The organism is Centipeda flueggei ATCC 43531 (assembly GCF_000160695.1).
GTDB lineage: Bacteria > Bacillota > Negativicutes > Selenomonadales > Selenomonadaceae > Centipeda > Centipeda flueggei.
The window spans coordinates 225,311-246,962 of record NZ_GG694008.1 but is presented as its reverse complement, the minus strand read 5'-3'; the positions used below and the strand labels follow the sequence as shown (position 1 = coordinate 246,962).

The 21,652-nt window shown below is 59.2% G+C and carries 25 protein-coding genes; 19 read left to right on the top strand and 6 right to left on the bottom strand.

Features of this window, described 5'->3' with window-relative positions:
• Positions 1-5: 5 nt before the first annotated feature.
• The 15 genes from HMPREF0908_RS08695 (at position 6) to HMPREF0908_RS08625 (ending at position 12,422) form a co-directional block, all read left to right on the top strand.
• Positions 6-566 (top strand): prepilin peptidase, encoded by a 561-nt coding sequence (locus tag HMPREF0908_RS08695; RefSeq protein WP_040572660.1) that lies wholly within the window; start codon positions 6-8, stop codon positions 564-566.
• The gene (locus tag HMPREF0908_RS08690; RefSeq protein WP_006691123.1) at positions 566-1,066 is read left to right on the top strand and encodes a hypothetical protein; all 501 of its coding nucleotides are present in this window, start codon (positions 566-568) and stop codon (positions 1,064-1,066) included. The genes HMPREF0908_RS08695 and HMPREF0908_RS08690 overlap by 1 nt, the downstream gene beginning before the upstream one ends.
• Positions 1,056-1,436, top strand: a complete 381-nt coding sequence (locus HMPREF0908_RS08685) for a hypothetical protein (protein ID WP_006691122.1) — start codon at positions 1,056-1,058, stop codon at positions 1,434-1,436. Before HMPREF0908_RS08690 ends, HMPREF0908_RS08685 begins: the two co-directional genes overlap by 11 nt.
• On the top strand, positions 1,414-1,935 hold the full coding sequence (locus tag HMPREF0908_RS08680; RefSeq protein ID WP_006691121.1) for a PulJ/GspJ family protein: 522 nt from the start codon (positions 1,414-1,416) through the stop codon (positions 1,933-1,935). The genes HMPREF0908_RS08685 and HMPREF0908_RS08680 overlap by 23 nt, the downstream gene beginning before the upstream one ends.
• Positions 1,925-2,389, top strand: a complete 465-nt coding sequence (locus HMPREF0908_RS08675; RefSeq protein WP_006691120.1) for a hypothetical protein — start codon at positions 1,925-1,927, stop codon at positions 2,387-2,389. The genes HMPREF0908_RS08680 and HMPREF0908_RS08675 overlap by 11 nt, the downstream gene beginning before the upstream one ends.
• A 13-nt stretch (positions 2,390-2,402) precedes the next feature.
• A complete protein-coding gene (locus HMPREF0908_RS08670) occupies positions 2,403-3,560 on the top strand; it encodes a PilN domain-containing protein (RefSeq protein WP_040572697.1) in 1,158 nt (385 codons plus the stop codon).
• Positions 3,557-4,096 (top strand): type 4a pilus biogenesis protein PilO, encoded by a 540-nt coding sequence (gene pilO / locus HMPREF0908_RS08665; protein WP_006691118.1) that lies wholly within the window; start codon positions 3,557-3,559, stop codon positions 4,094-4,096. Before HMPREF0908_RS08670 ends, pilO begins: the two co-directional genes overlap by 4 nt.
• A gap of 220 nt (positions 4,097-4,316) precedes the next feature.
• Positions 4,317-5,486 (top strand): chorismate synthase, encoded by a 1,170-nt coding sequence (aroC, locus tag HMPREF0908_RS08660; RefSeq protein ID WP_006691117.1) that lies wholly within the window; start codon positions 4,317-4,319, stop codon positions 5,484-5,486.
• Positions 5,483-6,004: a shikimate kinase gene (locus tag HMPREF0908_RS08655; protein WP_006691116.1), complete on the top strand. Its 522-nt coding sequence runs from the start codon at positions 5,483-5,485 to the stop codon at positions 6,002-6,004. Before aroC ends, HMPREF0908_RS08655 begins: the two co-directional genes overlap by 4 nt.
• A gap of 1 nt (position 6,005) precedes the next feature.
• Entirely contained in the window at positions 6,006-7,094 is a 1,089-nt protein-coding gene (gene aroB, locus HMPREF0908_RS08650) for a 3-dehydroquinate synthase (RefSeq protein WP_006691115.1), read from the top strand.
• Positions 7,095-7,149: 55 nt separating this feature from the next.
• Positions 7,150-8,952 (top strand): GGDEF domain-containing protein, encoded by a 1,803-nt coding sequence (locus tag HMPREF0908_RS08645; protein WP_006691114.1) that lies wholly within the window; start codon positions 7,150-7,152, stop codon positions 8,950-8,952.
• Positions 8,953-9,064: 112 nt separating this feature from the next.
• Positions 9,065-9,406, top strand: coding sequence for a 50S ribosomal protein L19 (gene rplS / locus HMPREF0908_RS08640; protein ID WP_006691113.1), 342 nt, complete (start codon positions 9,065-9,067; stop codon positions 9,404-9,406).
• 86 nt (positions 9,407-9,492) lie between these two features.
• Positions 9,493-10,020: a signal peptidase I gene (gene lepB, locus HMPREF0908_RS08635; protein WP_006691112.1), complete on the top strand. Its 528-nt coding sequence runs from the start codon at positions 9,493-9,495 to the stop codon at positions 10,018-10,020.
• Positions 10,021-10,034: 14 nt separating this feature from the next.
• A complete protein-coding gene (locus tag HMPREF0908_RS08630) occupies positions 10,035-10,787 on the top strand; it encodes an exodeoxyribonuclease III (protein WP_006691111.1) in 753 nt (250 codons plus the stop codon).
• 9 nt (positions 10,788-10,796) lie between these two features.
• Positions 10,797-12,422: a peptide chain release factor 3 gene (locus HMPREF0908_RS08625; RefSeq protein WP_006691110.1), complete on the top strand. Its 1,626-nt coding sequence runs from the start codon at positions 10,797-10,799 to the stop codon at positions 12,420-12,422.
• Between the two features lie 67 nt (positions 12,423-12,489).
• On the opposite strand, the gene HMPREF0908_RS08620 is transcribed toward HMPREF0908_RS08625, so the two are convergent.
• The 6 genes from HMPREF0908_RS08620 to HMPREF0908_RS08595 all read right to left on the bottom strand — a co-directional run bounded on the left by HMPREF0908_RS08620 (position 12,490) and on the right by HMPREF0908_RS08595 (position 17,671).
• Complete coding sequence (locus tag HMPREF0908_RS08620) at positions 12,490-13,092, bottom strand: hypothetical protein (RefSeq protein WP_006691109.1); 603 nt, start codon at positions 13,090-13,092, stop codon at positions 12,490-12,492.
• 10 nt (positions 13,093-13,102) lie between these two features.
• Positions 13,103-14,467: an FAD-dependent oxidoreductase gene (locus HMPREF0908_RS08615; RefSeq protein ID WP_006691108.1), complete on the bottom strand. Its 1,365-nt coding sequence runs from the start codon at positions 14,465-14,467 to the stop codon at positions 13,103-13,105.
• A gap of 206 nt (positions 14,468-14,673) precedes the next feature.
• A complete protein-coding gene (gene fumC / locus HMPREF0908_RS08610) occupies positions 14,674-16,038 on the bottom strand; it encodes a class II fumarate hydratase (protein WP_006691107.1) in 1,365 nt (454 codons plus the stop codon).
• Between the two features lie 87 nt (positions 16,039-16,125).
• The gene (locus HMPREF0908_RS08605) at positions 16,126-16,617 is read right to left on the bottom strand and encodes a Gx transporter family protein (RefSeq protein WP_006691106.1); all 492 of its coding nucleotides are present in this window, start codon (positions 16,615-16,617) and stop codon (positions 16,126-16,128) included.
• A 1-nt stretch (position 16,618) separates the two neighbouring features.
• Positions 16,619-16,957 carry a NusG domain II-containing protein gene (locus HMPREF0908_RS08600; RefSeq protein WP_006691105.1) on the bottom strand — a complete coding sequence of 113 codons (339 nt, stop codon included), beginning with the start codon at positions 16,955-16,957 and terminating at the stop codon, positions 16,619-16,621.
• Between the two features lie 225 nt (positions 16,958-17,182).
• Entirely contained in the window at positions 17,183-17,671 is a 489-nt protein-coding gene (locus tag HMPREF0908_RS08595) for a hypothetical protein (protein WP_040572658.1), read from the bottom strand.
• Between the two features lie 121 nt (positions 17,672-17,792).
• Between HMPREF0908_RS08595 and HMPREF0908_RS08590 the strand changes: the two genes are divergently transcribed.
• The 4 genes from HMPREF0908_RS08590 to HMPREF0908_RS08575 are packed head-to-tail and all read left to right on the top strand — an operon-like array spanning position 17,793 to position 21,652.
• Positions 17,793-18,629 (top strand): Cof-type HAD-IIB family hydrolase, encoded by an 837-nt coding sequence (locus HMPREF0908_RS08590; protein ID WP_006691102.1) that lies wholly within the window; start codon positions 17,793-17,795, stop codon positions 18,627-18,629.
• Positions 18,630-18,633: 4 nt separating this feature from the next.
• Complete coding sequence (locus tag HMPREF0908_RS08585) at positions 18,634-19,428, top strand: Cof-type HAD-IIB family hydrolase (protein ID WP_040572657.1); 795 nt, start codon at positions 18,634-18,636, stop codon at positions 19,426-19,428.
• A 9-nt stretch (positions 19,429-19,437) separates the two neighbouring features.
• Complete coding sequence (gene rapZ / locus HMPREF0908_RS08580) at positions 19,438-20,349, top strand: RNase adapter RapZ (RefSeq protein ID WP_006691100.1); 912 nt, start codon at positions 19,438-19,440, stop codon at positions 20,347-20,349.
• Between the two features lie 7 nt (positions 20,350-20,356).
• Entirely contained in the window at positions 20,357-21,652 is a 1,296-nt protein-coding gene (locus HMPREF0908_RS08575) for a gluconeogenesis factor YvcK family protein (RefSeq protein WP_006691099.1), read from the top strand.

The following is a 21,652-nucleotide window of genomic DNA, read 5'->3' as shown; positions in this document are numbered from 1 at the left end:
GCGCGATGCAGGAGCCGGCGCACACGTTTTGTCCGTCGCGCCGTGCCGCGCCTGTCCTCACCCTGCTCTGGTGTGCGGGCAGTCTCGGCATTTTCTGCGTTTTCGGTGTGGGAATGCGCAGTGTATGCGGCATGCTCTTTACGGCAGTACTGCTCTGGCTCTCTTACCTCGACCTGCGGGATGGGATGCTCTATGACTGCATCACACTGCCGTTTGCCCTTCTCGGTCTGATGGCTTCGGGGGTGGGCTCAATTTCAGATGCCCTTTTGGGCGGGGCGCTTTGCGGCGTCTTATTTTATTGCCTGTATATCGCCGCGCGCGGCGGGCTTGGCGGCGGTGATGTAAAATTTGCCGTCGGGCTTGGCCTCTGGCTCGGCTGGGAGGCGGCGATTATCGCTGTCTGGGCGGCATTCCTGCTTGGCGGTGCGGCAGCGGCGTTTCTTCTCCTCACGGGGCGCAGGGGGCGGCATGACGGCATCCCATTTGGCCCGTTTCTCGCTGTTGGCGGCTATGTGGGCTTTCTCGTCGGACGGCAGCTCTGGCAGCTGTACTGGGGGCAGCCATAATGCGGGCAGATGCGCGCGGCATGCTGCTCCTGCACGTCCTGCTCGCCGTGTCGATCATGGCGGTGCTCGCTGCCGCCGCCCTCCCGCGCGCACGTGCCCTCTATGTGCGTGCAGCGGTGGAGTATGAGGCGGTGCATCTCATCGGTGAGCTGCGCCGCCTCCAGGGGATCAGCCGGACGACGGCGATGCCGCTCTATGTATTGGGCGGCCGCGCATCGTGGGCGCGTGAGCCGCAGCTTTATGTGCGGGACGGCAGCTATGAGATCGCACCGCACGGCGGGGCGGGGCGTGTCCATCGGATGCTTCCGCTCGTGCGGATGGCACAGGATACGGCAGGAGGGAAGCCTGTGTCGTTTGACCGAAACGGAGGCATCGGGCAGGAGAGCAGCAATATGACGATCCGCATCTATGCAGAGGGAGCTGAACGGGATGCTCTGCGTGTCATCATCGACAGCGCGGCACGCATTCGCCTTCAGCGCGGAGGTCGTGATGAGGACTGATGCGCGCGGCTGGGTACTCATGGAGGCGGTGATTCTCGGCTGCCTTGTGCTTGCTGCCGCTGCCGTGCTCGGGATCTTTGCCCGCAGTGCGCTGCTCGCGGAGCAGTCCGCCGCGCGTATGGATGCGGCATTCTTGGCGCGGCAGGAGTTCTCGGTGATGGAGGCGGGACTTGAGCATGGAGCGTTCCCGACGGTCAGCGCGCCCTCGGTTCGCGTGAATGATGTGACCTATGCCCTGCGTGCAGATGTTGTGCAGCAGGGAGATTTTTATGATGTGACGCTGCACCTCTCGTGGCACATTTTGGCGCGCGCGGAGACGGCGGACTACGTGCGGAGGATGAAGCGATATGATACGCAGGCGGCACCGTAGAGCGTGTGGGGAGCGCGGCGTCGTGCTGACGGAGCTTGCCGTCAGTCTGCCGATTTTTGGCCTCCTGCTGACCTTCCTCGTCTTTGCCCTCGTATGGGGCTGGCGCAGCTATCAGCGCACGGTCGCTGATGCTGAACTGCGGCAGGAAATGCAGATCGCCATGGCGCGTGTCACAGAGTCTGTCCTTTCCTCGTCGTACGTTGCGCAGGACGCGCAGGGCATCTGTCGGATGCGGCAAAGTATGGAGGGGAAAGGGAAAGAGACGGCACTGGATTCCTATTGGCTCGCAGGCGGCAGACTGGTGTATCAGACTGCCGCTGCGCCGCTGACGGGTGGATATGCGGGCGCAGGGGTGCACATTTCGTCGTTTTCCATACGGCCGGATGCGTACTGTCCGCGTCTCTATCACATCGAGATGACGGGCGAGAGTGCGGCAACGGGCAGGCGCTGCACCGCCGCGGCCTCTGTCTATCTGCGGGAGGATCAGGGTGGACGATAAAAATTTTCGGTACGGGCAGGATGGCTTCGCCTCGGCGCTCGGGCTGTGTCTTCTTGCACTGCTTCTCCTCATCGCCATGGCCGCCGCCTCCTTCACGCGCAGCGGCGGGAGCATTGCGGTAGAGTATGAGCATGAGATGCAGCTGCGCCTTGCGGCAGAGAGCGGTGTGCTGACGGCGGCGGCTGCACTTGAACACACAGCGGCTGCCTATGGTGTACTGCCTGCAGGAGAGCGCAGAAATATTGCCGTGCATGATGTTCCCATGGCGTCGGACATCGGCCTGCACGTCGTGCTCGAGCCGCAGACGGACGGGACAATCTGGGTCACAGCGGCCGCCGTAGATCAGCGGCATGATACGTACGTATCGGACGGTGAGGGCTGGACACGGGCAAAGATTGTCCGTGCCTTGATGGAAAAGAAGGACGGGCACTATGTTTGGCGTCGATGGTTTTAAGGACGCACACCTTTTGGCGAAAATAAGTCTCCATCCTCTGCGCCCGCGCGAGGCGGTGGGCATCGGCATGACGGAGGATGGAGCTGTGCTCGCCCGACTTTCTGCTTCCGACGATGCGGATGGCGGCTGGATGGTTACCGCCTCGCATACAGCAGCATGTGCCTGTGCCCCCACAGATGCTTCGTCACTCGCAGCCGCCGTGCGCGCGGCGCTTTCTTCGCAGGGATGGGAGCGTCTGCCGCTCGGCCTTGCTCTTCCCGCGGGGGTTGCCGTGACGGCAGAGCGGGAACTGCCCGCTGCACTCACGGGGGAGGATCTGCGGGCGGCACTTCTCTGGGCAATGCGTGCAGAGGCAGATGCAGAGGGGAGAACACTGCCTGCGGCTCTGCGTCTGTGCTGCTGTGCGCGCACGGATACAGAGCCGTATCGCTATTGGTCGGCGGTGATGGAGGATGCTCGCGTACGGGCGTACTTTGCGGCCTTTTCCCATGAGGGGATGCGCCTGCGGCGCCTGACGGTCTGCCCGCCTGCCGGCGGTACGCTTGCCCCGCTGATCGCGGCGGCGTGCAGACCGCAGATGTCGTGGGAATGTCAGGAGATGGGGGCGGACTTGTCGGAGGCGGTCTATGCGGGCCTGCTTGTGTCCATGCGGTCATCTTCCCTGTCTTGGTGTGAGGAGCGTAATATCGTTCAGCGGATTCGCTCCCATGCCGCAGGGGTGATGGCAGCGGCTGCAGCGGCGTGTTTCCTCATGGCGGTGTCAATGGATGCAGCGGTACTCATTGCAGACCGCGCGGCGGCAGATGCGGTGCGGGAGGAGCTGGGTCATGCGGATGCGGATGTGCACCGCATGGAGATATATGCTGCGCAACGTGCTGATGTAACGCGCCGTGAGCAAATTTTGGCGGAATTTCAGGCGTCGGCCCATCCCCTGCGTGCATTCCTCGTATTTCTCGGCACTGTGACGGCAGATGGAGTTCATCTCACGGCACTGCGGGCAGATGAGACGGTGGAGATCGAGGGCGAGGCAGCGGATTATGATGCACTCCACGCCCTCGTGGAGCGTGTGGATGCGGGCGGCTTTTTTTCTGGACATGTCGTCTTGGCAGAGGTTTCGCGGGATGAGGAAGGCGTTCGCTTTGTCCTGCGTGCGGATTGGAAGGGCGTATGATGGAGCGGTATACGGAGCGTCAGCGCATCATGGCAGCACTCATTTGGGGGCTCGCTCTCGCACTCTTCTACTTTGCCGTGGCTGCACCGTACTTCTCTGCCGCGCGGGAGGCGGCTCTGGCGGAGCGGGATGCGGCACGCACACTTCTTGCGCGGACGGAACAGTATCAGCGCATGAGTTCGGCGGATGCACAGGCAGAGGATAAGCTGCGCCTGCGCGAGGCACATCTCTGTACGCTTCTGCCCGAGGAACAGGAACAAGGGCGGTTTCTTCCGTCGGTGGAACGCAGTGCCCGCCGTGCGGGGGTAACGCTTGAGCGTATTGTTCCGCATCGTTCCGAGTCCACGGGGGCGGTCATCCGACAGACGGTTGAGATTCGGCTGTACGGCGGCTACTTCGCCATCCTTTCCTTTATGCGTGATGTCGAGGCAGGGGATCGTGCCGTGTCTTTTGCAGCGATTGATCTTACGGCGGACGGCAGCGTACTGCACGGAACGCTCATGATGGAGACAGCGGCATTGGCAGCAGGTGAGTAGAAGCAGACAGTAAAAAGAATTGTTTGTTAGCAGGAAAAGTCCTTAACGCATCGAAATTTAGTCTAGGAAATCACTGATACAAGGAAGTCCGTCGAATTGGCGTGGATTTTTGTCCGCCGAAGTGCGGAAAAAAAGATGTGTCAAGAGACGTGCGCTGAATGGATCAGTGATTCCTTAGGATATATAACGTTTTCGTCATCAGACGATTGGGGGGATTTACATGGGGCAGCTGCGGTTTGTCACGGGAGGAGAGTCGCACGGTGCGGCACTGACGGCGATCATCGACGGGCTGCCGGCAGGACTCTGTCTTTCACGCGCAGAGCTTGACGGACAGCTCGCGCGCCGTCAGCGCGGCTATGGGCGCGGCGGACGCATGAAAATCGAGACGGATCGCGTGCTCGTGCTCTCAGGGCTGCGCTTCGGTGAGACGATTGGCTCACCGATCACGCTGCAGGTTGTGAACCGCGACTTCGCGAACTGGACGGATCGTATGGATCCCTTCGGCACGCCGAACGGCGGGCGGGTCACCGCTGTCCGTCCGGGACATGCTGATCTCTCGGGTGTGCTGAAGTATGACCGCAGGGATGCGCGTGATATTCTCGAGCGGTCGAGTGCACGGGAGACGACAATGCGCGTTGCCGTCGGAGCGGTCTGCCGTCAGCTCCTCGCGCAGCTCGGTATCAGCATCGCATCTCATGTCACCGAGATCGGCGGCGTGTCGGTCGATGCAGCGGTGATCCGCGCCGACGATATCGGAGTGACCAACTCCGATGACCTGAACTGCTGTGACTCTGCGGCAGAGTCACGGATGAAAGAGCGTATTGACACGGCGAAACAGGCGGGCGATACGCTTGGCGGTATTTTTGAGGTCGTCGTGCGCGGCCTGCCCACGGGTCTCGGCACACATACGCAGTGGGATCGGCGGCTCGATGCACGCCTTGCGGGAGCGCTCATGTCCATTCAGGCGATCAAGGGCGTGGAGATCGGTGCGGGGTTTGCCTGTGCGCATCTGCCCGGCAGTGAGATCCATGATGAACTCTATATGGGCGCAGACGGTCAGCCCTTTCGTAAGACAAATCGTGCGGGCGGCATGGAGGGCGGCATGACGAATGGAGAGCCGCTCATCGTACGTGCAGCGATGAAACCCATTCCGACATTGATGGCACCGCTTCAGACCATCGATCTCGCGACGGGGGAGGCGGTCTCGGCGAGCAAGGAGCGCAGCGACACCTGCGCCGTCCCTGCTGCGTCCGTGGTCGGTGAGGCGATGACGGCGTTCGTGCTTGCAGATGCCGTATGTTCGCAGTTCAGTGCGGACAACATGACCGATCTCAAGGCAGCGCTTGCAGCCTATCGCAGCCGTATGGAGCGGGTGTGGCAGAAACCATGAAGAATGTCGTACTGATCGGATTTATGGGGACGGGAAAGTCGAGCGTCGGACGCCTCCTTGCGATGCGTCTTGGCTGTGCCTTTCACGATCTCGATAAAAAAATTGAAGAGACATGCGGCATCTCCATCCCGCAGATGTTTGCGCAGCATGGTGAGCCATATTTTCGCGCACGCGAAAAGGAGGCCGTACGTGCCGCCGCCGCGCGAAGCGGGCTTGTCATTGCAACGGGCGGCGGTACGGTCAAGGATGCGGAGAACGTTGCCCTGCTGCGCAGCAGCGGTATCCTCGTCGCACTGACCGCCGATGTCGATACCATCCTCTGCCGGACAGCGGCACGTGGCGCGCGCCCTGTGCTCGACGGTGCTGATGCAGGGGATCGGCGTGCGGCTGTTGTCCGGCTGCTTGAGGAACGCCGCGCACTCTACGAGGGGGCGGACATTGCGGTGGATACGAGCTGCCGCTCTCCGCTTGAGGTGGCAGAGTATATCGTGCAGGCGACACGGATATGGAGAAAGTGATATGAGACGCAAGGTAGAGGTCGCGCTCGGCGCACGCAGCTACGTCATTGAGATCGGCAGCGGGATGGATGAGGTGCTTGCCGCGTTTGTCCGCCATGCGGGGTACTCCGCACACGGCATGATTGTCACGGATACGAATGTCGGACCGCTCTATGCCGCCCACACGGCAGCGCAGATTGCGCGCGGCGGTGTGGCTGCTGAAATTGTGACCATTCCTGCCGGAGAGGCATCGAAGAGTCTCTCTGCGGCAGACGATCTTTATACACGAGCCATTGCGCTGGGGCTGGACCGCCGCTCGCCGATTTTTGCACTTGGCGGCGGGGTAGTCGGTGATCTCGCGGGCTTCATCGCTGCGACTTATATGCGCGGCGTTCCGTTTGTGCAGCTCCCGACGAGCCTCTTGGCACAGGTGGACTCGAGCGTCGGCGGCAAGGTCGCCGTCAATCATGCACGCGGCAAGAACCTCATCGGTGCGTTCTACCAGCCCGATGCGGTCATTATGGATCTCGATCTCCTGCAGACACTGCCCGCGCGTGAGATTGCGACGGGACTGGGCGAGATCATCAAGTACGGCATCATTGCGGATGCGGAGTTCTTTGCGTGGCTTGAGATGCATCATGACGATGTGCTCGCCCTCACCCCTGCGGCAGGGGCACACATGATTGCACGCTCCTGTGAAATCAAGGCGGATGTCGTCCGTCAGGATGAGTGCGAGGGCGGTCTGCGCCGCATCCTGAACTTTGGACATACCCTCGCCCACGCCATCGAGAAGGAGACGGGCTATGTGCGTTACCGCCACGGGGAAGCCGTAGCGATCGGCATGATTGGCGCGGCACGCATCAGCCGTGCGATGGGACTCCTTTCTGATGAGGCGTGTGCACGCATCGAGCGGCTGATTGCCGCGATGGGGCTGCCCTGCACCGTTGAGGGCGTGTCGCCGGATGCAATGTACGCCGATCTCTTTCATGACAAAAAGACCGTGGGCGGGCGGATTCACTGGGTACTCGCCGAAGAGATCGGCAGAGTGTGCGTGCGCAGTGATGTGTCGGAGGAAATCGTACGCTGTGCAATAAAGGGACTTTTAACCTAAACCTCTTAAGAAAAATATCCTATGGACGAAACTATAATCAGGAGGTGATGGATGCATGAAGCGGGAGATGATATTTTTTTTGTCCATTGCACTGCTGGTTTTCTTCCTTGGGATGGAGCACAGAGCGTCCGCAAAGGATGAATCACTGGTATGGGAATACTGGCAGGAGAATGTACCGGATACCAATATCAAGGCAATGAAGATGCCTCCCGCTTTCGTTCCGTACGAGGGGACGTGGGTGCCGTTTGACCCATGCGAAGGCATTGCTGTTCCTCAGGGCACGCGAAATGCGTGGCTGCGCGTCCATGTTCCTTCAGATCTGCGGGGTGGTGACAGTCTTTTTTTCACGACGATCGATCAGTCCGTACGGGTTTATTTGGATGGAGTATCCATCTACCGCTATGGCAGCAGCGATCCAAAGCTGAGGGGGTATGGGCGCAAGTGGCATCTCGTCGGGCTGCCTGCATGGGCGGCGGGGCAGGAACTCATCATCCGCGTGACGACAGATAATCCATGGGTCATTGGTCAGCTCAACCGCGTGCATGTCGATCGGGAAACCGAACTTGTGAAGCAGCTTTTTATCCATGATTTTTCCTATGCCGCGGGCTTGACGGCCATCGCCGTCTTTATGATGGTCATTGCCGTCTACTTCGTCGCCGACCGGGCACGACGGGGGATCTATCTTCGCCTTATGCTTCTCCTGACCGTGTTCTTCATATGGATGTTCAGTTCCTCGAACGTCATCTTCCTGTGGTTCGATTGGCCGGAGTTCTGGTGGCGTACAGAGCAGGTCTCATCCTTCCTGCTTCCCATCACGGGCAACATTCTCCTTTATGAGGTGGTGGATCGGCAGTACCGCAACTGGATCGTGCGCCTGAACAACGTCTTTGTTGTGCTTTTCGTGGTCGGCGTTATCGCCGAGATGATGGGGCAGTTTGGGCTCTACATGATACAGTTCCCCTATATTCCGGCCCTCAGTGTCTGGTGCGGCTGTGTCGCCTATGCACTCTGGAAGTCCGGCAAGGCGGGCAACAAGCATGCTGCGGCGCTCTTGATTGCCCTGCTCATCATTGTACCGCTTGGCATCATCGATGCGCTCGCATTCCAGTATCGGCTGTATGAGGCACAGACCTCATTTACGCCGTTCAGTATCTATACGATCTGTTTCTTTGTCATCCAGCTCATCCTCGACCGTGCGGAGTCCGAGCGCCGGCTCATGGAGCGCTCCAACACCCTTGAGGGAGAGGTGCAGGCAGTTAAGAAGCGCATGGAGATCGATCCGCTTACGGGGGTTTACAATCGGAACAGATTCCCGTCGGCCATCAGTGATTTTACGAGGATTGCGCAGAATACAGGTGCGCCGCTCTCTCTCGTCATGTTTGATATCGACCACTTTAAGTCGATCAATGACACTTATGGGCACGATGCCGGCGATGAGGTGCTCTTCGGCTTTGCACAGACCATCCGTTCCTTCCTCGATCGGCGGCACATACTCATTCGTTGGGGCGGTGAGGAATTCATCTTGCTCTGCCTGCACTATGATGGTGCAAAGGCACAGGCATTTGCCAATCAGATCCGTGAGGGGGTCGCCAAGGCATGGCTGCTGACGGCGCAGCAGGTGACATGCAGCGGCGGCATCGGTGTCTGGCATGGTCCGGACGACGATGCGACGGCGCTCGTCAAGCGTGCGGATACCGCTCTCTATGCATCGAAGGAGGGGGGGCGCAACCGCATCAGCTGCGAGCCGAAGGATGGGAAGACCCGCATGCCGCCGCCCAGCCCACAGGAACACGCCACGGCAAAAGAGAAGCAGGGGGAACGTACAAAGAGCAATATAATGAATTTGCAGTGGCGCTAAAAAACGCTTGCACAGAAATCCATCTTATGATATAGTCACTGAGTATGTGTATGGGTGGTCCGCTGGGCGGCAGAGGGTCGCGTATGAACGCCCGATCGAAGGAGGAAAACGTATGAACATCATCGAAGTCCTGGAGAAGGAACAGCTCCGCTCGGATATCCCGCAGTTCACGCCCGGTGACACGGTACGCGTCCATGCCCGTATCGTCGAAGGCACGCGTGAGCGTATCCAGGTGTTCGAGGGCGTTGTCATCGCCCGCCAGGGCACGGGTGTCCGTGAGACCTTTACCGTGCGCCGCATCGCATCGGGCGTCGGCGTCGAGCGTCTCTTCCCCGTGCACTCCCCGCGCATCGCAAAGATCGAGGTGACGCGCCGCGGCATCGTCCGCCGTGCGAAGCTCTACTATCTGCGCGGTCTCACGGGCAAGGCAGCTCGTATTCGGGAAAAACGCTGATCGATGGAAGATGGGGACTGCTGCGGCAGTCCCTATTTTTCGCGTGTATTCTCCATCTTACTTCTTATGGCTGAGAGGAGGCCTCTATGGAACAGGAAACATCAACGGCGTCCGAGATCAAGGACTGGATTGTCTCCATTGTCGTCGCCGTTGCTCTTGCGATGTTCATTCGCACCTTTATCGTCGAGCTCTACGTTGTCGATGGGCCGTCCATGCGCCCGACGCTTGAATCGGAGCAGCGCCTTGTCGTCAATAAGTTCATCTACCGGTTCCATCCGCCCGAGAAGGGGGACGTGCTTGTCTTTCAGTACCCGCGCGACCCAAGCCGCGACTTCATCAAGCGCGTGATTGCCGTGCCGGGGGATACGGTCGAGATTCGCGAGGGGCGCGTCCTCGTCAATGATCAGCTCCTCACAGAGGACTATATTCTCGAAAAGACGCGGAGCGAGTATCCGAAGGCAACCGTGCCCGAGGGACATATCTTCGTCATGGGGGATAACCGCAACAACTCCGAGGACAGCCGCTTTGCCGATGTGGGATTCGTTCCGTACGATCTCATCAAGGGAAAGGCAATGCTCGTATTCTGGCCGATTTCAGCGTATAAGACGCTCTGACGGAGGACGACGCGATGCGCTTTGTATCATGGAATGTCAACGGCCTGCGCGCCGCCCTCAAGAAGGGGTTCATGGAGTCGTTCCGGGAGCTCGATGCCGATGCGTTCTGTCTGCAGGAGACGAAGATGCAGGAGGGGCAGGCGATCCTTGATCTGCCCGGCTATGAGCAGTATTTTTACAGTGCGGAGAAAAAGGGCTACTCAGGGACGGCAATTTTTACGCGCGTGAAGCCGCTCTCCGTGGCGTACGGCATCGGTATCTCCGCGCACGACAATGAGGGACGTGTCATCACGATGGAGTTTGATGATGTCTATCTTGTCACCGTCTACACGCCGAACGCGAAGCGTGCGCTCGAGCGGCTCGACTACCGCATGATGTGGGAGGATGCGTTCCGTGCGTTCCTTCTTGGGCTGCGCGCGAAAAAACCCGTCGTCGTCTGCGGCGATCTCAACGTTGCGCATACGGAGATCGATCTCAAGAATCCGAAGAGCAACCGCCGCAACGCGGGCTTTACGGATGAGGAGCGAGGCAAGTTCACGGAACTGCTCCAGGCAGGTTTTATCGATACGTTCCGCGCGCTCTATCCCGACCGTACAGGGGCATATACGTGGTGGTCATACCTGCGCCATGCGCGTGAGACGAATGCAGGGTGGCGCATCGACTACTTCCTCGTCTCCGCGGAACTGCGTGACCGCATTGCGGCAGCAGAGATTCATGCGGATATATTCGGGAGCGACCATTGCCCCGTATCACTGACACTAAAGTAGAGGAGATTTATGGGGGCTCTGAAAGAAGAACTTGACCGCGAGATCCAGAAGCGGCGCACTTTTGCCATCATCTCGCATCCGGATGCGGGCAAGACCACGCTCACTGAGAAGCTGCTGCTCTACGGCGGGGCAATCCATCTTGCGGGATCGATCAAGTCGCGCAAGACGCAGCGTCATGCCGTCTCTGACTGGATGGAGATCGAAAAGCAGCGCGGCATCTCCGTCACCTCCTCCGTCCTGCAGTTCGACTATGACGGCTATCGCATCAACATCCTCGATACACCGGGCCATCAAGACTTCAGTGAGGATACGTACCGCACGCTGATGGCGGTGGACAGCGCCGTCATGATCATCGATGCGGCAAAGGGCGTCGAGGCACAGACACGCAAACTGTTCCGCGTCTGCCGTCAGCGCGGCATTCCCATCTTCACCTTTGTCAACAAGCTTGACCGCTTTGGCAAGGCACCGCTCGACCTGATGGATGAGCTCGAGAACGTACTCGGCATCCACTCCTACCCGATGAACTGGCCGATCGGAACGGACGGTACGTACCGCGGCGTCTATGACCGCCAGAAGAACCGCATCGAGCTCTTTGCCGAGGATACGAGTCACGGACAGGAGACGCGTGTCTCCGAGGTGTTCGAGATGGATGATTCCGCGTGGAAGGAGCGTGTCGGAGCGGATGCCGCCGCCGCCCTTGCGGACGACATCGAGCTGCTGCGCGACGCGGGCGAGGTATTTGACCGTGCGGCGATTGACGCGGGCGAGCTGACACCGATGTTCTTCGGTTCTGCGATGACGAATTTCGGCGTACAGAACTTCCTTGAGGAGTACATCCGTCTCGCGCCGACGCCCGCACCGCGCATGTCTTCGGACGGCGTGATCGAGCCGGACGACGAGCAGTTCTCGGGCTTCGTGTTCAAGATCCAGGCGAACATGAACCCCGCGCACCGCGACCGCCTCGCCTTTATCCGCATCACCTCGGGCAAATTCGACCGCAACATGAGCGTTTGGCATGCGCCGAGCGGCAAGCTCATCAAGCTCGCACAGCCGCAGCAGTTTCTCGCGCAGGATCGTCAGATCATCGACACGGCGTACCCGGGTGATATCGTCGGGCTCTTCGACCCCGGCGTATTCGGCATCGGGGATACGCTCTGCGACCCTGCGCACAAGTTCAAGTTCGAGGACTTCCCCGTGTTCCCGCCCGAGCGTTTCGCGCGCGTCGCGGCAAAGGATACGATGAAGCGCAAGCAGTTCGTCAAGGGCATCGAGCAGCTGACGCAGGAGGGCGCGATCCAGCTCTTTGAGCAGGTCGGCGCGGGGCTTGACAGCTACATCGTCGGCACGGTCGGCACGCTGCAGTTCGAGGTACTCGAGTATCGCCTAAAGAACGAGTACAACACGGAGATCACGATGCAGATGCAGCCGTTCGAGACGGCACGCTGGCTTGCGTTTCCCGACGGACACGAGATCAAGCCTGCCGATCTGCGCGGCGCGGACCGCGGCATGTTCGTCCACGACCGCAACGGCAACCCCGTCCTTCTCGTGAATAACGAGTGGGCGCTCGGCTGGATCCGCGAGAACAATCCCGACCTTGAGCTTGGACAAGTACCGTTCGACCGTAAAGAGGCATGAATAGGAACAACAAAACACAGGAGATCACGTCAATGCGCGCTGTGATCTCCTGTGTTTTAGTGTGTCCTTATTTTTTCCCCGCAAACGCGTCATCCGCCCATGTCAGGATGGCATCCTCGACACCCTTCTCATGCTCGTTCAGCGTCTGTCCTTCCGAGGTGATGTGCAGGCTGCGTCCGCTATGATAGGCGATAACGATGTTGTAGGCGGGATTCGTCACCGTCTCCGCACGTGCACCATAGTCGTTCTCCGCGGCGAGATTGTGCGCGCCGAGCAGCGCACGAAAGTCTGCTTCGCGCGCATCCGTCCATGGGACATAGTGCTCGGCGATGTCTTGAAAGCGTCCGTCTGCATACTCCTTGCCGACGAACTCACCGAGGCAGGTGATGAAGTGCTCGCCGTCGATGCCGCGTGCCGCTAGCTCCTCTGCGGAGAGTGCATTTTTCGCGGGGGTGTCGATCAGGCAGATCATGCGCATGAGCGTGCCGTCTGCAACAGGATGGCGAAACTCCATCGAGAGCTGCTGTATGGCAGTGTCCTCGACGGGGGCTGTTTTTGTCGGTTGTACGGGGGCTGGCTCGGGCGCCGCCTCAGCCTCTGCCCCGAGGAAGAGCAGCGGGGCAAATATGGCGGCGAAACAGAACCGCACCGCTTTGTGTGCAAATGTCATCGTTGTCTCCTTAGCTAAACAGATCGTTTAGTGCTTCGGTCATGGTCGGGTGGGTGTAGATGGCAGAACCGAGTGCGGCGGCAGTAATGCCCTGGTCGATTGCCATTTTCATGAGGTTGATCATTTCCTGCGACTCGGGACAGAAGAAATGAGCACCGAGGATGGTGTCCGTCGCTGCGTCAACCACTGCCTTGAGCATGCCGGCGGGCTTCTTGTAAACCTGTGCCTTCGGGATGGCGGCGACCTCCAGGCGGAGGACGCGTACGTCAAAGCCTGCTGCCTCTGCCTGTGCCTCTGTCATCCCGACGCGCGAGAGCGGCGGATCGAGGAAGACGGAGTAGGGGACGGCTCCGCGATTTGCCGTTGTACGTGTTCCGCTGCCTGCGAGCTGATCCTTGACAATGCGGAAATCGTCGAGAGAGATGTAGGTGAACTGCAGGCCGCCCGCGACATCGCCCATCGCCCATATATGCGGGACGCTTGTGCGCAGGTGCTCGTCAACGGCGACGGCACCGCGCTCCGTCACAGCAACGCCCGCCGCTGCAAGATTCAGCCCTTCGATGTTCGGGCGGCGGCCCGTGGCAATGAGGATGGCGTTCGCCGTAAGCGTCTTCTCTCCGTCCGCCGTCTGCACGACAACGGTCGCAGCATCGGCACTGTCCTCGATGCGCTGTACCTTCGCTCCCATCAGAATATGGATGCCGCGGTCATTTGTATGCTGGAGGACGCGTGCGGCGATCTCCGTGTCTTCACGCGGAATGAAGGCAGTGCCGTCCTGCACGACGGTGACGGACGACCCGAAGTTGGCGTAGTATGACGCAAACTCAAGCCCAATATAGCCGCCCCCGATGATGACGAGCTTTTCGGGCAGCTTGTCCAGCTCCATCATCGTCTCGCTCGTGTAGACGTGCGTGCTCTCTGCCGCCCCCTCGATTGGCGGAACGAAGGGGAGTGCGCCTGTATTGATGAAGATGCGTTCCGCCGTGACGGTCTGCTCTCCGTCCGCGCCGACAATGCGCACGGTATGCGCATCGACAAACGATGCTTCTCCGTCAATGACGACAGCACCCGCGCCCCTCACCTTGGCGTAGTTCTTTTCACGCAGCATCGCCGTGAGGCGGCGCTTCTCTGCAATCGCCGCACGATAGCGCTCCGCCTTTGCAGCAAAGCCACCGCCCGCCGCTGCTGAGAGACGCGCGCTGTACTCCAGCGACTTCGACGGGATGCAGGCGACGTTGATGCAGGTGCCGCCGTAGCGCTCCTTTGACCGCTCGACGAGGGCGACCGTCTCGCCCTTCTTCGCGAGAAAGCCCGCGAGCGTCTTGCCTGCCTTGCCAAACCCGATGATGAGGTTTTGGTATGTTGTATTTTGCATAGGGTGCTCCGTTTCTGTTAAATGTTGTATCACTGCAGTTATTATAGCATTTTTTGACCCAATGAAGAGAAATATTGTGAAAAAAAACGGGGCTGCTGCATGAAGTTTGCAGCAGCCCCGTTGTACTGAGCGGCTCTGTATGCCTTAGGGAATCGCTGATAAAATGAGGTATGCCAGATGGCCGTGCCGAATTTGTCAGTGCTTCCTTAGACCATCTCTTCGGGATGGAATACCTCGTCGAACTTCTCTGCGGTGAGGAAGCCGAGTGCGACGCATGCCTCTTTCAGGCTGATGTTCTCATCGAACGCCTTGTGTGCTGTCTTGGCGGCGTTCTCATACCCAATGTATGGATTGAGCGCCGTGACGAGCATGAGCGAGCGATGCAGATTCTCGTGCATCTTTTCGCGGTTTGCCTTGATGCCGACGACGCAGCGGTCGTTGAACGACTTGATGGAGTCGGTGAGCAGGCGTGTGGACTGCAGGAAGTTGTAGATGATGACGGGCATGAATACATTCAGCTCAAAATTCCCCTGTGAGGCGGCAAAGCCGATGGCGGCATCGTTGCCCATGACCTGTACGGCGACCATCGTGACGGACTCGCATTGGGTCGGGTTGACCTTACCCGGCATGATCGAGCTGCCGGGCTCGTTCGCGGGGATGGTGATCTCGCCGAGTCCGCAGCGCGGTCCCGAGGCGAGCCAGCGCACGTCGTTTGCAATCTTCATCATGTTGGCGGCAAGCCCCTTGAGTGCGCCGTGGGCAAAGACAATGGCGTCCTTGCTCGTGAGGGCATGGAACTTGTTTGCTGCGGTGACAAAGGGCTTTCCTGTCAGCTCGCTCGCCGCGCGGGCGACGGCAATGTCAAATCCCTTCGGCGCATTGAGCCCCGTGCCGACGGCGGTGCCGCCGAGTGCCAGTTCATGGAGGAAGGGAAGGGATGCCTGCAGCTGTTTCTTTGACTGCTCAAGCATATCGAGCCAGCCGCTGATCTCCTGCATGAAGGAGATGGGCACTGCGTCCTGCAGATGCGTGCGTCCCGTCTTGACGATGCCGTCGTTCTCTGCCATGAGACGGCGGAAGGTCGCGGCGAGAAGGTCGATGGAGGGGAAGAGCCCGTCTTCGATGGCGATGACGGCGGCAATGTGCATTGCTGTTGGGAAGGTGTCGTTCGAGCTCTGCGACATATTTGCATGATCGTTTGGATGGAGGATCTTTTCGCCTGCGATTTCATTGCCGCGGTTTGCGATGACCTCGTTGACGTTCATGTTGGACTGTGTTCCGCTGCCCGTCTGCCAGACGGCGAGCGGGAAGTGGGCGGCGAGCTTGCCGTCGAGGATCTCATCGCATGCCTTGCAGATGGCAGAGAGTCGCTTTTCGTCCAGTTTGCCGAGCGTGTGGTTCGCGATGGCAGCGGATTTTTTCAGAATGCCGAATGCGTGGATGATCTCGGCTGGCATCTTCTCTATGCCGATGGGGAAATTTTCGAAGCTGCGCTCGGTCTGCGCCGCCCAGTACTTGTCTGCGGGGACCTTGACCTCGCCGAGGGAATCGTGCTCAATGCGATACTCCATGGATATGAACCTCCTATCATGTAGAAAAGGAATATTCTGATAGGAATAGTATAGCACAAAATATTAGAATTGAGAATATTTATCTATTTATTTATTTATTTTTTTCACAATGGATTGTGCGAGGATGCCGATGCCCGTACCGGTCAGGATGCCGACGCACCCGAGGATTGGTGCGTAGAAGAGGAGCGCACTGCTTTCCATGACTGCGGCAGCGACGAGAAGCTGTGCGATGTTGTGGAAGAGTCCGCCGACAGCACTGATGCCGATGAGAGAAAGCTGCGTGTACCGCAGGAGGAGTACCATGGCGGCAAAGCTCGCCAGTCCGCCCGCGAGGCTGTAGAGGAGCGGTGCGACTCCGCCGCCGAGGAAGGCGGAGAGAAAGATGCGCAGGAGGAGTACGGCGGCGGCATCGCGGGTGCGCGGAAGGAGGCGGAGCGCGATGAGGGTGACGATGGCGGCAAGCCCAAGCTTTGCCCCCGGTACCGGCAGCGGCAGGGGAAGAAATCCCTCAAGGAGGAAGAGAATGAGGGAGAGGGATGTGAGGAAGGCGATGCGCGCCGTATGATGAAGCGGTCTCATATCATTTCACTTCGATCAGGAGTTTATGCGGGAGGCAGGCGATCACGTCCCCCTTTTTCTCCGCGCGTCCCGTCCGCACGCAGACCTGATCGGGGCAGTCCGCGTGGACGACAGAAATGCTCTCTCCCTCGATGCGGATCGTGTTCTCGCCGTGTGCGTCCGCAATCTGTATGTCCTCCGTCCCTTTGTGTCCCGTGAGCGGGATGTCATAGAGCTGTGTGCCGTCCTGCGTAATGACAGCGTGACGCACTGCATCGTCCGTGCGAAGCGCAAAAAATATTGCGCCGATCCCGCAGAGGAGAAGCAGCGCAGCGATGAGCGCGAGGTCATTTTTCTTCATAGTCGGTCCTGCCTTGACGAATGTTTTTTATCACAGTACAATAAATACCAGATGTCTTATCCTGGGGAAGCAGGGATAAATTCAGCACTGCCGTCTTCGTCCATCTTTTCCGCCCTGTCTGTGCCCTGGATCCTCCGCATAGCCTCCGCTATGGGTCCGGTTTGTCTCCTTGACAGGATGAAGAATCTACGCAGTCCGACGGACTTCATTTTTATCAGTGACTCCCTAAATTCCCTGACTGAGTTCGCGCTGCCAGTAGGCGAGATCGGGCTCGTTCAGCGGGAGGTCGATGGTTTTCCCGTTGTCGTAGTAGAAGCGCAGGCGGACACTCACTGCCTTGCGGATGGCGGGCAGGCAGGCGCGGGGGAACACCACGAACATTTTATTTTCATTCTTGTATGCGCTGTCTGACGCAGGGACAGGATGCGGTGTGTACTTCGTTGCCGCCTTCATTTCCCATGCTGTGCCGTCCGTATAGAGGATGACGTCAGGCAGGAGTTTTGCACTGTCATAGCGATAGTCGAGCAGGGACAGTGTCGCGCCCTCAAGCCGTCCCTCTTCCGTGTAGGATGCGCGAAAATCAATGGTCGCGTAGGCAGAGAGACTGCGTGCGCTGCGGTGGTCGATGCGGTACGTGTACGAGAGACCGAAGATGCCGACGAGAATGAGGAGCAGGGCGACGACGACGATCAGTTGGCGAAAGATGCTGAGCACAGAAACGCTCCTTTCACGGAAGCTTTCGATCATTATAGCATAGGGGAAATGATTTTGTCAGCAGTTTCCCGTGGGATGTGCAGGGGGACGCTTGAGAAATGGATACGGAGGGGAAGCCACAATGGCGGTAAAATTGTTTGTGTCGGATTTGGATGGTACGATGCTGCCAAGCGGCGATATCGTTTCATCAGAGAATATCGCGGCGGTGCAGTGTGCCGTACGCGCAGGGGTCACCGTGACGATCGCGACGGGGCGGATGTTCGAGGCGGCACTGCCCGTCGCTGAGGCGCTCGGCGTCGATGTGCCGATCATCGCCTACAATGGTGCGCTGATCAAGAGCCCGAGCGGACGCATCTATGAGGAGCATGCGATTGACCCGATGCTCGCACGGGACATTATCACCTTTGCGCAGGCACGGGGCTGGTATATCCAAAGCTACAGCGGCGGTGTGCTGCGCTATGCCATCGCCTGTGAGGAGTCGCGTTTTTACGAGAATTCACAGAAGATCACCGGCAAGGCCGTCGGGAGAAATGGAATGCTTGCGTACGTGACAGGCAACTGCAAGCTGCTCCTCGTGACGGAGGGGCGCGCCGTGAGTGAGGCGCGTGCACAGATGCTCATGGATGCGTTCGGCGCACACATCGGTGTGACGCGTTCGGCAGATCGGCTGGTCGAGATCGTTGTGAAGGGGGTCTCGAAGGCATCGGCACTCACGGCACTTGCGGCAAAGCTGGGCATCACTGCGGATGAAACAATGGCCATCGGCGATGCGTACAATGACCTGCCCATGCTGAAGGCGGCGGGAAAGAGCGTCGCCATGGGAAATGCCTTTCCCGAAGTCAAAGAGGAAGCGGATTACGAGACGCTGTCCTGCACGGAGAATGGCCTTGCGGCGGCAATCTACACGTATGTGCTCGGGATGGGGGCGAATGCACCTGTACCAATGCGGAGAGGATGAAGGCATGGCAATCAAACTTATCGCGCTCGATCTGGACGGCACGCTTCTGACCTCGGACAAGACCATTACGGCGCGGACGAAGGACATCCTGGCACGCGCCATGGCACGCGGCGTCACCGTCACCATTGCGACGGGGCGGATGCTGTGCTCCGCACTCTACTTTGTACGGCTGCTCGGCTCGCGTGCCCCCGTCATCTGCTGCAACGGCGGGTATGTCGGAACGGCGGAGGGCGATCCGCTCTTTGCCCGTTATTTTGATCCCGCGCTTGTGCGGGAGTTCCTTGCGTTTTGCTATGCACGGGACTGGTACGTGAACTGGTACAACGGCATCGAGATCTACGCGCCGGAATACCGTGCAGAATGCTTTGCCGCCTATCGAACGACGGCGAATTTCGTGGTGACGGAGGTGGGAAGCGACTATCTCGGCTGCACGGAGAACGTACCGCAGTTCGTCCTGCGCGAGATGAAAAGCGGGGTTGACTCCTACGTCAGCGAGGTGCGGGCGCACTTCGGCGGACGCCTCGTGCCGCAGCAGAATACGGGCACGAGCGTTGACATCAACCCGCCCGGCATCAACAAGGCGGTCGGCGTGCAGGCGCTTGCGGACGCGATGGGGCTGACACTCGATGAGGTCATGGTTGCAGGCGATGCAGATAACGATCTTGACATGCTCTCGATGGGCGCGTTCTCTGTCGTTCCTGCGAATGGTCTTCCCGCGGCAAAGGCGCGTGCATCCTATATCACGGCATCCAATGATGAAAACGGGATTGCCGCCGCTGTGGAAAAATTTGTGCTGTAAGGTGGGATTATGATGGAAATGAAACGTCCCGCGGAGAAGTTCCGCCCCGTGATCGTGACGGGGCTGTCAGGCGGCGGCAAGTCGCTTGCTGCCCGCTATATGGAGGATCTCGGCTACTTCTGTGTGGATAACCTCCCGCCGGTATTCATCCCAAAGTTTATTGATCTCTGCCGTGAGACGCACGGGCAGATCAACCGTGCCGCCATTGTCGTGGATACGCGCAGCCGTGAGTTCTTCGACGATTTTGTGCGTGTGCTCGGTGATCTGGATGCGGGCGGCGTCCCCTATGAACTGCTCTTTATTGAGGCGTCGGATGATGTCATCATCCGACGCTACAAGGAAACACGGCGGCCGCATCCGCTCGCCCCGGATGCGCGCATCTCCGAGGGCGTGACGCGCGAGCGGGAGCGCCTTGCTCCTGTGCGCGAACGCGCGACACAGATCGTCAACACGTCGAAGCTGCGCAAGGCGGAACTGCGGGACATCATCCGCCGTCATTACGATACGCCGGGCACGGATACGGAGATGAATGTGAACATCCTCTCGTTTGGATTCAAGTACGGCATTCCGCTCGATGCGGATCTTGTCTTTGACGTGCGTTTCCTGCCCAATCCATTTTATGTGGACTCCCTTCGCAGGAGAAGCGGAACCGTTCCGCAGGTCGCGTCCTATATCGAGTCGTGGGATGTGACGCAGAAGTTCGAGGAATACCTGGATGGGTTTGTGGACTTCCTCCTGCCGCAGTATGTGAAGGAGGGGAAGAGCCAGCTCGTAATCGCTGTCGGCTGTACGGGGGGGATGCACCGCAGTGTCTTTATCGCGAAGCATCTCTATGACCGCATCAAGAAACACTATGCGGCGCATCTGGAACATCGCGACCTCATGAAGAATGAGGTGCGGGAACACGTGAGCGAGGGATGACGGATCCATGCATCTGATGAAATGGCTCTATCCCGGCATGGGGTTCAAGCGCTGGCTGTTCGTCTTTGCGCTCGGAACGCTTCTCGTCGGACTCGGGGCTGCACTGATCTTTAACTACAAGTACATTGACTCCATCGAGGAGGCAATCTTCCGCTTTGTCTATACGTGGCAGGGCAGCTATGACTACGGTTTCACGGTTGTGGCAGGCGTACTTGCGTCTCTTGTCGGCAGTGTACTCATGCTCGTGGCGACGCGGCACGTCATTCGCTCCGTCATCACGGCACTCATGCCGGAGGGAACATCGGCGCGTCTCGTTGATCTGGTCTATGAAAAAACACGGCTCAGCCGCGGCCCGTCGGTGACGGTGATCGGCGGGGGGCATGGGCTCTCGGTGCTCCTGCGCGGCATCAAGGAGCTGACGAGCAATGTGACTGCTGTCGTGACGGTGGCGGATGACGGCGGCTCCTCGGGACGCCTGCGCGAGGAGCTCGGCATCATTCCGCCGGGAGATCTGCGGAACTGCCTCGTCGCACTCGCCGATACCGAGCCGCTGATGGAGAAGCTCTTTCAGCACCGCTTTGAAGGGGCGAGCAATCTCGCAGGGCATAGCTTCGGCAATCTCTTTCTCGCGGCGATGGCAGAGGTTACGGGAGACATGGAGACGGCGCTGCGCGAGTCCTCCAAAGTCCTTGCCGTCAAGGGGCGTGTCCTGCCTGCATCGAAGGAATCCGTACGGCTCGATGCCATTCTTGAAGACGGAACTGTCGTCGAGGGAGAGTCGCGGATTCCGGAGGTGCCGGGGCGCATCCGCCGCGTACGTCTTTTTCCGCAGGATGTTGCTCCCGTGCCCTCAGCGCTTGAGGCACTGCGTACGGCGGATGCAATCATCCTCGGTCCCGGCAGTCTCTATACGAGCATTATGCCGAATCTGCTTGTGCGCGGTGTCGCCGATGAACTGCGGAAAAGCCATGCACTCAAGATCTACATCTGCAATGTTATGACACAGCCCGGTGAAACCGATGGCTATACGGCGTCCATGCATGCGGAGGCAATTTTGAAGCATGCGGGGCGCGGAACAATCGATTTTATGCTGGTCAACAACACACCTATCTCCGAGGCACTGCGCGCACAGTATGCCGCGCAGGGGATCTATCCCGTTGCCGTGGACGAGGAGGCCATCAACGCACTCGGCATTGGCTTTGTTGCGGCGGATATTATCAGCCAAGCGGATGCCGTGCGGCATGATCCTGACAAGCTCAGCCGCAATATCATGCGCATGATTTATGATTTTCGGGTGACCTGA